Source organism: Vibrio sp. 397, assembly GCF_033339395.1.
GTDB lineage: Bacteria > Pseudomonadota > Gammaproteobacteria > Enterobacterales > Vibrionaceae > Vibrio > Vibrio alginolyticus.
In genome coordinates this window covers 25,506-38,590 of sequence record NZ_JAWOUN010000017.1, presented here as the reverse complement: position 1 = coordinate 38,590, position 13,085 = coordinate 25,506, and the positions used below count along the sequence as shown (strand labels likewise).

Sequence of the window (13,085 nt, the reverse complement as noted above, 5' to 3'; positions counted from 1 at the left end):
AGTTACCTCACTGAGTTTGTTCTGTTGCGAGTTTGCGCACCCAAGGGCGGTGACTTTCTTTACTGATGATTTCGTTACGAAAACGGACCATCGTCACGGCACCAAAGAAGAACGCAAAGCCAAAGATGTTCAGCAATAACGGCCAAAGCATGTCGGATGAAATAGAAGGTTGTTCAAATTTCGTGATCGTCGCACCTTGATGAAGCGTGTTCCACCATTCCACGGAAAAGTGAATGATAGGTAGGTTTACTACGCCTACGATCGCTAAAATACCAGCAGCTTTTGCGGCGGTTTTTTGATCGTCAAACGCATGGTAAAGCGCAATCACACCAAGGTAGAGAAATAGAAGAATCAATTCAGATGTAAGACGGGCATCCCATACCCACCAAGTGCCCCACATAGGCTTGCCCCAAACAGCACCTGTAAGTAGAGCAATAAAAGTAAATACTGCACCAATCGGAGCCATCGCAAGTGCCGCCATATCAGATAGGCGAACTTGCCATACTAGGCCAATAAATGCAGCGATCGCCATCGACATATAAACGCCCATAGACCAAATAGCTGATGGGACATGAATGTAGATGATTCGGAAACTGTCACCTTGTTGGTAATCTGAAGGCGCAAATGCAAGCCCCCAAACCGTACCAACCGATAAGCATACGAGGGCCAATACAGAAAACCAAGGCAGAAACTTACCACTCAAACGATAAGCTGCTTCTGGCTTGGCATAAGGATGTAGCCATTTCCACATGTTTTGTTCTCACTCTTACTTCAGGGACACTGTCTAAAGGGTTGAGACCGTAGCAGTGCTTTAATAATAATTCTTTGATCAAGCGCCGCTTCATTGGCACTTTATTGAGTTAGTTGACACTAACTCGTAATGCGGCACTGATGGCAAAAGGCGTTAATGTCATCGCCCCCATTAGCATCGCACCTAAAATCGCTAGTTGACCGTTATACGCCATACCGAGTGCGGCAGCATCAATTGCCGATGTTGCAAAAATCAAAATTGGGATGTAGAGCGGAAGAATAAGCAAACTCAAAAGAACGCCACCCTTTTGCAACCCAACAGTCAACGCCACACCAATGGCGCCAATAAAACTTAGTGTTGGTGTACCGATCATCAAGGTTAATACAACCGATAGCCAAGTATTGAAGTCGAGCGAAAGTAAAACCGCCAATAATGGGCTAATTAAAATCAAAGGTAACCCTGTTAACAACCAATGTGCTATGACCTTTGAAACCACTACAAGTTGCAATGGAATCGGCATTAGCATCATTTGTTCTAGTGCACCGTCTTGAAAATCATCACGAAATAGACGCTCTAATGATAATAAGGCGGACAGCAATGCGGCAACCCAAACGATGCCCGCTGCAATACGTGCTAACAAATTAGGCTCTGGTCCAATACTCAGAGGAAAGAGAGTAATGACAATAATAAAGAACCACAGCGGGTTCAGAATGTCTGCCTGACGGCGAAATGCGATTAGGAGCTCACGACGAATGATGGTGGTCATCGAGGAAATCATATCAGTCACCCAGCTTTATTTTTCTAAGTTTCGGGCTGTCCGCAAACATATCTTGATGCGTCGTCAACACAACAATACCGCCATTATCAGCATGACTTGCGAACAAAGATTCAAGCACCTTGACACCTTGCTTATCAATGGCAGTCAACGGCTCATCTAAGATCCATAAAATTTGCTTACTGAGCCATAACCTTGCCAATGCGACTCGTCGTTGCTGACCTGCGGAAAGTTGTGCTACAGGCACATCTTCTCTACCAGCTAATCCTACTTGAGTCAAAGCGATAAAGATTTCTTCGTCTGAAGAGCGATTATTTTGAATAGATTGATAAAAACGTAAGTTTTCTAATGCGGTAAGCTCTCGTTTCACTCCTGTTTGATGTCCTAAGAAAAGCAGATCTTGATGGAAAACATCACGAGATTTTTCAACCTCTTCGCCTTTCCATTTAATGACACCTTCTTCTCTATCACCTAACCCTGTCACAATCCGTAGCAATGTAGTTTTACCAGTACCATTACGCCCTTCGATCTGGACCAATTCACCAGGCTTAATTTCAAACTGCAGGTTTTCAAACAGAACCCTTTCATCACGGATTGCTGTCAGGTTAGACACTTCTAACATAGAGCTTCAACTAAAAAATGAACGAGCCGCTATATTAGCACAGCTTAGTTATGACAAAACAGGATAAGAGGGCTAGGTTACATGTAAGTTCATGTATTTTTGTTAATTAATCATCACACTTTAATAAAATTAACTATAAGTAGTTATAAGCGCTCATTTTGAATTTGAGAGGCCAGAGCTAAGAGCAAGATCGACTGAAGGTTATCTAGGGTTGTATTTAAGAAGAGCATTAGCGGCTAAAAACAAAAAAAGAGGCGTAATAATGCCTCTTTTTTATCGCTTGATAACCTTTAGCGTCGACGACGTCCACGCGTTGGATATTCTGCGTCATCTGATGGCTGACCACTTAATGGTGGAATCTTCTCTTTCCCCGCCAGTTTCTTCTGCAGTGAAAGCATCAACTCAGCTTCGGCTTTTGGTAGTTCGCACTCTTCAATCAGCTCGTTGATATCAGCGCCAAGCTGTACCATTTTAGAAGCGCGACTGTACAAGCGACCATCAGTATCAGCGTGTTCGAGTTCGCGAATTCTCTCGTTTAAGTGCTGAATAATGTCTTGTTGCTCCGTCACTTTTTGTCCAAGACCAACGACAACCGAGCGCACTTCGAGTAACTGCTTACTCAACTTTTGCACTTCTTTATCTGCGTGTCGAGATTGAGATCGTTGTTGGTCTAACTGCTTTTGTAACCCCGAGCGAATCCGCAGTTGCAAAACAACCAATACTAACACGATAAAAGCGACGCCACCCGCAAGGAATGGAGCAGATAAAAGAGTCTCTTCAGCCATCATCATTCAGCCATTAAAGGTGAGCCATCTCGTCCCACTCGTCATCTGTTAGCAGCTTGTTCAAATCCACAAGGATAAGAAGCTTGCCGTCACGGTTGCTCACACCCTGGATGAACTTCGCACTCTCGTCGGTACCAACTGAAGGCGTCGTATCAATTTCAGAAGAACGCAGATAAACAACTTCTGCCACGCTATCTACTAAGATACCAATCACTTGACGCTCAGACTCGATCACAATAATACGAGTGTTGTCAGTGACTTCGCCTTCCATCAGGCCAAAACGTGAACGTGTATCGATAACAGTAACTACATTACCGCGTAGGTTGATGATACCAAGTACATAATCTGGTGCACCTGGAACAGGGGCAATTTCAGTATAACGAAGTACTTCACGAACTTGCATTACGTTGATGCCGTACGTTTCTTCTTCTAGCTGGAACGTCACCCACTGAAGAACTTCGTCATTCGATGCATCTTTCTTCACTTCTACTTCAAAAGCTTGAGACATAGTTAATCCTCGTTAATGTCGTTCCCGACTTAAATCTAATTCAGTGATTTGACATCTAAACCGGCGTTTAGCATGTCAATGAGCGCCTGGACATGAATTAAGGCACACATTTTTTCTTTTACCATGCCCGCTAGCCAAGGGCGTTTACCCGCCTGCTCACGCCAGCGAACCTTGTCGATATTAAGCGTTTCAGTCCCCATTAATTGGTTACTGGCCAACCCCCACATGCTCTCACCAAGCATGACGACATATTGGTAGTTATCTTTATAGCTATCATCACGAAGCTTATCTGCCATCACCCATTTCGCGGTATCGACGACATCAAACTGCTGCTCGCGATTTGTTTGTAGCCCCAAATACCAGGCGGGTTTTCCTATCAAATGGTTAAGCTCGCTAATGCGATGAATACCACCTAACTCATCAAGAGGTACAGCAAACGTGACACCATTCACATCAAAGTAAAGAACTTGGAAGTCCTCACTTCGCTTCGTGCTTTCCCAGACCGTTGGTATATCGGAATCTGCTTGTGTTTCGAGTTCAGTATCGACGTTCGATTCTATATTGATACTTTGTTCGATCACTGCGTGAGGTTCATCCACCTCTGGTTGCGCTTCCTCAAAAACTGGCTCATCAATCACCCAGTCCTGTATTTCCTCAACACCCTGAAGCTCAGGCACCTCACTAAAGGTTTGTACCTCAGGCTCAGCCGCTTTTATCTCTGCTGCAATATCAATCGTATTTTGTTCAAGAATACTATCAATATCCAACTCAGCCACTGGGTTGCTTGCTTCAAGCTGACTTAATAGCCTTTGAACATCTTCCAGGTTTGGAGCTTCCAACTCTGGCGGATATGTTTCTTGAAACTGGTACGTTTCTGGCTCCGAGTATTGTAGCTGTAATTCTGGCTCTGGCTCTGCAGATGATACCTCTTGAGCCAACAGGTCAAAGTCTTCCTCAAGAGTCGTTATTTCAGTTTCATCATCCAGTAATGCATTAAAGTAGTCATCAAGTGCTTGTTCACTGGACAGCACATCATTACTGCTCATCGAACGCCAACCTCTCCAGGTAAATCAGTAGCTGTTTATAGGCAAACACACCACGGCTACCAGATGCAAAATGCGAAGCTGGCAAGTGCTTTAAACTGGCATCGCGGAACTTGGTATCAATAGGCACCGCTGAGGTCCACACTTGATTTGGGTAATCTTTTTTCAGTTGCATCAATGTCTGCAATGACGCTTTCGTGCGCTTATCGTACATGGTTGGGACGATAGTCACTTTGAAACCGCCCGGGCGAGATTTTTGCATAATGGTTAGCGTACGCATCATGCGCTCCAGACCTTTCATCGCCAAAAACTCTGTTTGAACAGGAATCAAAATTCGGTCACTGGCTGCCAACGCGTTCACCATCATCACGCCAAGGATTGGCGGACAGTCAATCAACACATAGTCATAGTCTTGTGAGACAGTTTGCAGCGCCCGTTTTAAGATTAATCCCATACCACTGCGATTACCCATTACGCGATCAAGCGTGGCAAGGGACATATGCGCGGGAATGATATCCATTCCTTCCAGCTCTGTTTCTAAAATCAACGGCTTAACCGTCTCACGAGAAAACGTCTTCAACTGGAATAAATCAAATAGGCTCGAAGTTACTGCATCAGGATCATAACCGAGATAAGTAGTCAGTGAGGCGTGAGGATCAGTATCAACCATCAATACTCGATGGCCTTTCTGGCTCAATAAGCCCGCCAATGTCACTGTTGAGGTGGTTTTACCCACGCCTCCTTTCTGGTTAGCTACACTCCAAACAATCATGATGAATCCTAAGCTAGGCCAACTTCCACCAACATGCGTTCAGCAATGCGGTCAAGCGGTAAATCTTCTGAAGAAATGCCTGCTTTAGCAACCGCTTGGGGCATGCCATAAACAACACAACTTTCTTCATCTTGTGCCCAAATAGTTGAGCCTGAAGACTTCAACATGCGAGCGCCCTCACGACCGTCTGCACCCATGCCTGTCAACACTAAAGAGAGCACTTTGTCGCCATATACTTTTGCGGCAGAACCAAAAGTCACATCCACACATGGTTTGTAGTTCATGCGATCGCCGCCATCAATAATGCGAAGACGAGCAGCGCCCGCTCGTCCATCTACCATCATTTGTTTCCCACCTGGTGCAAGGTATGCCACACCGGGCTGTAACACATCGCCATCTTGTGCTTCTTTCACTTGAATCTTACACAAGGTGTTCAAACGACTGGCAAACGCAGCAGTAAACGTTGCTGGCATGTGTTGAATCAATACAATCGGATGCGGATAGTTCATCGGCAAGCGCGTCAGAATTTTTTGTAGAGCAACGGGGCCACCTGTTGATGTGCCAATTGCCGTCAGTTGATACTTCTTACCAGAAGCACGGTACTTTGTCGCAGCAGGTCGAGTTGGTGTTGGAGTCACAGGTGAAGCCGTTCTTGAACCTAATGATCGAGTAGTCGTGCTGGTACTCGCTGTTGGGCGAGCGATAGGTCGACGCATGAAAGCGCGCTTCGAGGCAATCTGAATCACACGCTGTTGAAGTAATGACACCGCTTCTTCACGGTTACGCGCAATGTCCTCAAACTTTTTCGGTAAGAAGTCCAATGCGCCCGCATCTAGCGCATCAAGCGTAGCTTTCGCCCCGTCGTGGGTCAGGGACGAAAACATTAGAATTGGCGTTGGAGCAGCGGCCATTATTTCACGTACAGCTGTAATGCCATCCATCACTGGCATTTCAATATCCATCGTGATGACGTCAGGTTTGAGAGATTTGGCTTTCTCAACCGCCTCTCTACCATTTACCGCAACGTCAATCACTTCTAGGCGCGATTCTGAGTTGATGATTTCGCTCACGCGACGTCGGAAAAAACTCGAATCATCAACGACTAGTACTTTAATCGCCATCTTATTCCTTTTAATAACGTCAGCTTTGCTTAAAGGCGTGAAGCCGCAGCGTATCGCTTAAGTAAATCAGGCACATCTAGAATTAATGCAATGTGGCCATCGCTAGTAATTGTCGCACCAGCCATACCTGGAGTGCCCTGTAATAGATTATCGAGTGGCTTAATAACCACTTCTTCTTGACCAATAAGCGTATCCACAACAAAACCAACGCGTTGGTTACCAATCTGTACAATCACCACGTGACCGTGACCAGTACGCTCTTGGACGTTTTGCGATTTGGATGCTAACCAGTTTTGTAAGTAAAATAGCGGGATAGATTTCTCACGTACAATGATCGTCAGCTGACCATCTACCACGTTTGTACGGCTAAGATCTAAGTGGAAAATTTCACTCACCGAAGCCAGTGGTAGAGCAAACGGATGACCGCCAACACCAACCATCAGAGTCGGTAAAATCGCTAACGTTAGTGGTACTTTGATCGTGATCTTAGTGCCCTTGCCTAGCTCAGAATCGATATCGATTGAACCGTTTAAGGTATTGATCGCCGTCTTAACCACGTCCATACCCACACCACGACCAGAGATGTCAGAAATTTTATCTTTACTTGAGAAACCAGGTGCGAAGATAAGGTTGAAGCACTCTTTATCTGTTAAACGTGCCGCCGCATCTTCATCCATCATGCCACGCTTCACCGCGATGCCACGCAGTTTGTTCGGGTCCATACCGCCACCATCATCTACGATGGATAGTTCAATATGGTCCCCTTCTTGCGATGCTGACAAAATCACTTTACCTGTGCGTGATTTGCCGGCCTTCGCGCGTGCGTCTGGCATTTCAATACCGTGATCAACCGAGTTACGTACCAAGTGAATCAACGGATCGGCCAATGCTTCTACAAGGTTCTTATCGAGATCGGTTTCTTCACCGCGCATTTCTAGCACGATGTCTTTATTTAGGTTACGAGCCAAGTCACGGACAACGCGCGGGAAACGGCCAAACACTTTCTTAATTGGCTGCATACGCGTTTTCATTACCGCGCCTTGTAGATCCGCAGTTACCACATCAAGGTTAGCGACCGCTTTGGACATCTCTTCGTTGTCGCTATTCAAACCAAGGCTTAATAGGCGGTTTCGAACCAATACGAGCTCACCCACCATGTTCATGATGGTATCAAGCGTCGAGGTATCAACACGAACGGTTGCTTCAGCCTGAGGTTTTTTAACCGCTGGTGCTTTAGCTTCTTCTTTTACGGCGACTGGTTTAGATTCTGGCTTTGGTGCTGGCGCTGTTTGAACGGGTGCTGGCTTAGCAACAGGCTCAGGTTTCGCAGGGCTTTGCTCTACGTTTGCTGAAGCAGGCTTCGTTGCCATATCCAATTCTTCTAGCGTTGGACCTTTACCTGAACCATGTAGCTCATCGAGTAACTTTTCGAACTCTTCGTCCGTCATTAAGTCACTGTCTTGATTTGATGAAGATGACACTGGAGCGGAAGGCTCTGCCGCTTTAGGTGGCTCTACTGGTACGGATGCAGATGCAGCAGCCTCTGCCGTAGAAGGGCTTTTTCCTACACCGTGCAGTTCATCGAGTAAACGTTCAAACTCATCATCAGTGATATCACCACTTTCAACTGATGGCGCACTCGATTGAGGCGGTTCAGATGGTGTTGTAGGTGTCGCAGACATTGAGGTGCCTGGCGCTGAACCTTTACCATGAAGCTCATCAAGTAGCTTTTCGAATTCGTCTTGGGTAATTTCATCAACAGAGCCGACACTTGATGGTGCTGACGGCGCAGCAGGTTCTTCGATGATAGGCTCGGGAATAATAGGCTCTGGAGTAGCCACTGGTTCTTCAACTACGGTTGCCGCTACTTCATCTTCTGACTCAGGTTTGCATAGACGATGAAGTTCTTCAAGAAGCTCAGGGTCCGCAGCTTCTAACGGCTCACGATCTTGAACAGCCTGGAACTGGGTATTAACCGTATCCAAGGCTTTTAGCATCGTATCCATTAAGTTTTGCGTTACCGTGCGTTGACCGTTTCGTAAAACGTCGAACACGTTCTCCGCACCATGACAAGTATCGACTAGCTCTGCCAATGAAAGGAAGCCGGCACCGCCTTTTACGGTATGAAACCCGCGGAAAATAGCATTAAGTAAGTCTTTGTCTTCTGGGTTATTTTCCAATTCAACCAACTGCTCAGAAAGCAGCTCGAGAATTTCCCCAGCCTCAATGAGAAAGTCCTGAAGAATATCTTCGTCTAAATCGTAGCTCATACGTTACCTTTAAAATCCAAGACTGGACAACAAGTCATCGACTTCGTCCTGCGATGAAACCGCATCTTCTCTCAGTTCTGGATGAAGAATCGGGCCTTCGGCTTCGCTTGTTTGTGTATTCTTTTTATCTGCCGGTTCTGACAAAACTTGAATATGTTCTTCAAGTTTATTTCCAGAGAATACGGTTAGGATTTCCACTAAGCGGCCTTCAACTTCATTAACCAACGTAATTACGCGGCGAATGATTTGGCCAGTTAGGTCTTGGAAGTCTTGCGCCATGAGAATTTCGGTCAATTGGCCGCGCAATTCAGTGCTGTCACCTTCGACTTGCACTAATAGCCCGTCGATTCGGTGACACAGTGCTTTAAATTCGCTTAATTCTATGCGCCCGTGCATGAGTTCATTCCATTGAGGACGAACTTTTAGAAGGCAATCATGCAGGTTGTCAGCGATAGGAAGGCAGCAGTCGACCGCATCCATTGTTTTGTTGGCTGCAAGCTCTGTCTTCTCGATCACATAATTGAGACGATCCCTAGCGTTAGGGATTTCGTCTTTCGCAATTTCGGTCATGCGCTGATCGAGACTGAACTGCTTGAGTGATTCGTGAAGGTCTCGAGTTAACGCTCCAATTTCTTGCAGCATTGGGTTATCGGCACCTTCGTAGATCGAGGCAACAAGCATATTGGCTTGGTCTTGTTCCCCGTTTTCTAGCATTTGAACGAGTGACTTCGCCTGCTCTAGTGAGATCATTCTGAATAGACCCTTTTACGTTTAGTTCTTCTTATCACTTTGAAAACGCTAAACGAGTCATTTAATAGGCATTTAATAATTGGTATGAATGACTCGAATAACAAAGAGAAAGAGAGAGTTATAAACGCTCGAAAATTTTATCTAATTTTTCTTTTAATGTTGCAGCAGTAAATGGCTTAACAATGTAGCCGTTTACACCTGCTTGAGCAGCTTCAATGATCTGCTCACGCTTCGCTTCAGCCGTGATCATTAGAACTGGCAGATGCTTAAGTTCTGCATCCGCGCGGATGTGTTTAAGCAAATCGATGCCTTGCATACCTGGCATGTTCCAGTCAGTTACAACAAAATCGAAGTCACCTTTTTTCAGCATTGGTAATGCGGTTAAACCATCGTCCGCTTCTTGAGTGTTATTGAAACCCAAGTCACGAAGCAGGTTTTTAACAATACGGCGCATTGTTGAGAAATCATCAACAATAAGGATCTTCATGTTTTTATTCAAAATTGCCTCCACTGAATCGTAAAATCAGTGTTTTTAGTCATTTTGTGTCCACGCACTGAGCTTGGTACGTAAACGTTGCATCGCTTGACTCAGTATTTGACTTACGCGAGATTCGCTTACGCCTAACACATCGCCAATTTCTTTCAAATTGAGTTCTTCATCATAATAAAGCGAAAGAACCAAAGCTTCACGCTCTGGAAGCTGTTTTATTGATTCAACCAGTGCTTTTCGAAATGATTCCTCAACTACCCCTTTGAATGGGTTGCTGTCATCGGTTTCATCCGCCGGTGAAATCACATCATCAGAAACGCCTAAATCTTCAATACCGACTAATTTTGAGCAGTTGATATCGGTAAGAGCACTATGATATTGATCCAGTGTCATACCGAGATGCGTGGCTACTTCAGAATCAGTAGGATCTCGATTTAATTCGCCTTCCAGCTCCGCAATCGCTTGGTTAATCTCTCGATTATTTTTATGAACAGAACGCGGTACCCAATCGCCTTTACGCATGTCATCTAACATTGCGCCACGAATACGGATACCTGCATAAGTTTCAAAGCTCGCACCTTTAGAACCATCATAATTCTGCTGAGCTTCGATAAGACCGATCATGCCGGCCTGAATTAAATCCTCTACCTGAACACTCGGCGGTAAACGGCCTAGTAGGTGGTGAGCAATGCGCTTAACCAACACTGAATAACGTTCAATGAACGCTTGCTGGCTATTAAATTTGCCATGTTGGTCATAGGTTATCGCTTTATTCACCAAAAGGGTCCTCTGCGAATTCGGTACGATTTAGCAACCTTTCCACAAAAAATTCCAAGTGTCCACTTGGTGTTTTCGGTAGTGGCCACGTCAACGCTTTGTTTGCTAGTGAGCTGATAGCTAAAGCGGCAGGCGAGCGTGGGAACGCATCAACGACAATTTTTTGTCTTTTTACAGCCTGTCGTACTTTATCATCTAATGGAATACATGCTACGAGTTCAAGGCTAACATTCAAGAATCGCTCTGTGACTAGTGTCAACTTTGCAAACAATTCTCGCCCTTCACGGTAGCTTCTGACCATATTTGCTACAACTTTAAAGCGTTGAACTTGGTGTTCTTTACTCAACAGCTTGATTAATGCATAGGCATCTGTGATTGACGTCGGTTCATCACACACAACTACAACCACATCTTGAGCTGCTCGCGAAAAACTGATTACCATGTCAGAGATACCAGCAGCGGTATCAATCAGCAGGACATCCATTTCGTCTTCAAGACTACCAAATGCTCGGATGAGTCCGGCATGCTGAGCGTGAGAAAGCTCTGTCATGCTCTGTGTGCCAGAAGTTGCAGGAATTATCTTTATACCATAAGGCCCTTCGACAATCGCATCTTTTAGCTCACATTCACCCGCTAAGACATGTCCTAGATTACGTTTTGCACGAATTCCGAGCATCACGTCCACATTGGCCAGACCTAAATCAGCGTCGAGAACCATCACCTTCTTGCCTTGGCGAGCCATACAAATCGCCAGACCCAGTGTTACGTTTGATTTCCCCACACCACCTTTGCCGCCAGTAACAGCAATCACTTTGGTCAACGATGGTTGTGTTAAGCGACGGAGGCCGCTTGCTTGATCGTGTATCATATTCTCAGTCATAGTAGTCCGCCGCCTTAGAGTCCTTCACTGTCACTGTTCCAAAAGTGAGGTTCGTTCTCTGTCGACTTCTCTAACAGTTCATTTGCTTTCGCAAGCATATATTTTGGTTGCGCTATCACAATGTCTTCTGGTACGCGCTGACCATTAGCGATGTAAGCTACTGGCATTGCGTTTTGAATCACTACACTGATGAATTCGCCTAGGCTTAATGACTCATCAAGCTTCGTCATAATACAACCCGAAAGTGGTATACGTCGGAAGTGATCCAGCGTTTCTTGTAGAACACGACGTTGTGCGGTAGCCGGCAAAACAAGGTAGCTGTGAATCACTTCTCCGCTCTCTTGCATTAGAGTGTCGAGCTGCTCGGAAAGCCTCACATCTCGTTGCCCCATCCCTGCCGTATCGACCAAAATCAGTCTTCTGTTTCTTAGCTGATATATAACATCGGCTAACTCGTTAGAATCTTTAGCAACTCTTACGGGACAACCCATGATTCTTCCGTAAATTGAGAGTTGCTCATGTGCACCTATGCGATATGTATCTGTTGTCACAAGGGCCACATTGTCGGCACCGTATTCCATGGCTGCGCGTGCTGCGAGTTTCGCTACGGTTGTTGTTTTCCCAACCCCCGTCGGACCCAACAATGCGACTACGCCACCACGTTTTAAAATGTCCTGTTTAGGAATATTGATTTGATCCGCCACCAGCGACAATAACGCTTTCCACGCTCGCGCTGGCTTTGTATCTTCCGGGATATAACAGGCCATCTGGTCTGCTAACTCCGGAGAAACGCCCATTCGCTCTAAGCGCTTAATCAGCATAGCTCTTAGCGGCTCACGGCGTTCTACTTCTTGCCACATCAGGCCAGAAACTTGGTGCTCCAACAGACGACGAATTGACGTCATCTCTTCGCGCATGCTTTCTAGCTCATCGGCCGATTCGTCACGCTCATCACTTGGGCGACGTCGGTCATAGCGCGTCGGGTCCAGCTTGGGCGTCGGACGTTCAAATCGATTGTCCTGTGCGATTAGCTTCGCCAAAGGTGAATCTGGTTGATATGGCGCTGGCTTTTCTTGGTTGTAGCCGTCGCGATGCTTATTTTGGCGTTGCAGCAAAGCAGAGAGCGAATCTTCATTTTCCGCTACGTGGTCGTCAGCATCTGCTGCACCACCGCTATATTGCTTAAGCATATTAGCGAATCGCTGTGTCATTGAGCCTGTTTTTTCATTGTTACTGTTATTACTGTTCAGGCTAATTTTATCTTCATCTAAATGACGATCTTGGTAACGATCAGCAGAAGACGATGACATTTGACGATGTTCGTTATAGCGATTCGATTGAGAAGCACCGCGATTTTGCTGTGACGCTGCGCTTGCTTGAGACGGATTAGATTCACTATCTATCGCCGCAACAATCGCTACTCCACCAGCCACTTTCTTGTTTGACATGATCACCGCTTCCGCGCCTAACTCCTCTTTCACTTGGAGCAGCGCCGTTCTCATGTCTTTGGCAAAAAATCGCTTTATTTTCAAACTATGAAT

The 13,085-nt window shown here is 45.7% G+C and carries 14 protein-coding genes; all 14 read right to left on the bottom strand.

Going from position 1 to position 13,085, the window contains the following annotated elements:
- Positions 1 to 7 precede the first annotated feature (7 nt).
- The gene (locus tag R7P36_RS20765; protein ID WP_005380513.1) at positions 8 to 751 is read right to left on the bottom strand and encodes a heme ABC transporter permease; all 744 of its coding nucleotides are present in this window, start codon (positions 749 to 751) and stop codon (positions 8 to 10) included.
- Between the two features lie 109 nt (positions 752 to 860).
- Complete coding sequence (gene ccmB, locus R7P36_RS20760) at positions 861 to 1,529, bottom strand: heme exporter protein CcmB (protein ID WP_005380512.1); 669 nt, start codon at positions 1,527 to 1,529, stop codon at positions 861 to 863.
- A gap of 1 nt (position 1,530) precedes the next feature.
- Complete coding sequence (ccmA, locus tag R7P36_RS20755; protein WP_005380511.1) at positions 1,531 to 2,148, bottom strand: cytochrome c biogenesis heme-transporting ATPase CcmA; 618 nt, start codon at positions 2,146 to 2,148, stop codon at positions 1,531 to 1,533.
- A 290-nt stretch (positions 2,149 to 2,438) separates the two neighbouring features.
- Positions 2,439 to 2,933 (bottom strand): DUF2802 domain-containing protein, encoded by a 495-nt coding sequence (locus R7P36_RS20750; protein ID WP_213868031.1) that lies wholly within the window; start codon positions 2,931 to 2,933, stop codon positions 2,439 to 2,441.
- A gap of 13 nt (positions 2,934 to 2,946) precedes the next feature.
- Entirely contained in the window at positions 2,947 to 3,441 is a 495-nt protein-coding gene (locus R7P36_RS20745; RefSeq protein ID WP_005380507.1) for a chemotaxis protein CheW, read from the bottom strand.
- A 35-nt stretch (positions 3,442 to 3,476) separates the two neighbouring features.
- Positions 3,477 to 4,487: a chemotaxis protein CheW gene (locus tag R7P36_RS20740; protein ID WP_213900069.1), complete on the bottom strand. Its 1,011-nt coding sequence runs from the start codon at positions 4,485 to 4,487 to the stop codon at positions 3,477 to 3,479.
- Entirely contained in the window at positions 4,477 to 5,256 is a 780-nt protein-coding gene (locus R7P36_RS20735) for a ParA family protein (RefSeq protein ID WP_005380505.1), read from the bottom strand. Before R7P36_RS20735 ends, R7P36_RS20740 begins: the two co-directional genes overlap by 11 nt.
- Before the next feature lie 8 nt (positions 5,257 to 5,264).
- Positions 5,265 to 6,377, bottom strand: coding sequence for a protein-glutamate methylesterase/protein-glutamine glutaminase (locus R7P36_RS20730; RefSeq protein WP_005380504.1), 1,113 nt, complete (start codon positions 6,375 to 6,377; stop codon positions 5,265 to 5,267).
- Between the two features lie 29 nt (positions 6,378 to 6,406).
- On the bottom strand, positions 6,407 to 8,647 hold the full coding sequence (locus R7P36_RS20725; RefSeq protein ID WP_130545955.1) for a chemotaxis protein CheA: 2,241 nt from the start codon (positions 8,645 to 8,647) through the stop codon (positions 6,407 to 6,409).
- 9 nt (positions 8,648 to 8,656) lie between these two features.
- Positions 8,657 to 9,397 (bottom strand): protein phosphatase CheZ, encoded by a 741-nt coding sequence (locus tag R7P36_RS20720; protein WP_005380502.1) that lies wholly within the window; start codon positions 9,395 to 9,397, stop codon positions 8,657 to 8,659.
- Positions 9,398 to 9,515: 118 nt separating this feature from the next.
- Entirely contained in the window at positions 9,516 to 9,884 is a 369-nt protein-coding gene (gene cheY / locus R7P36_RS20715) for a chemotaxis response regulator CheY (protein ID WP_017635949.1), read from the bottom strand.
- 45 nt (positions 9,885 to 9,929) lie between these two features.
- Positions 9,930 to 10,664, bottom strand: coding sequence for an RNA polymerase sigma factor FliA (locus R7P36_RS20710; protein ID WP_213900068.1), 735 nt, complete (start codon positions 10,662 to 10,664; stop codon positions 9,930 to 9,932).
- Positions 10,657 to 11,544, bottom strand: a complete 888-nt coding sequence (locus R7P36_RS20705) for a MinD/ParA family protein (protein ID WP_005380498.1) — start codon at positions 11,542 to 11,544, stop codon at positions 10,657 to 10,659. Before R7P36_RS20705 ends, R7P36_RS20710 begins: the two co-directional genes overlap by 8 nt.
- 14 nt (positions 11,545 to 11,558) lie before the next feature.
- Positions 11,559 to 13,076 carry a flagellar biosynthesis protein FlhF gene (gene flhF / locus R7P36_RS20700; RefSeq protein WP_033907111.1) on the bottom strand — a complete coding sequence of 506 codons (1,518 nt, stop codon included), beginning with the start codon at positions 13,074 to 13,076 and terminating at the stop codon, positions 11,559 to 11,561.
- Positions 13,077 to 13,085: the final 9 nt, after the last annotated feature.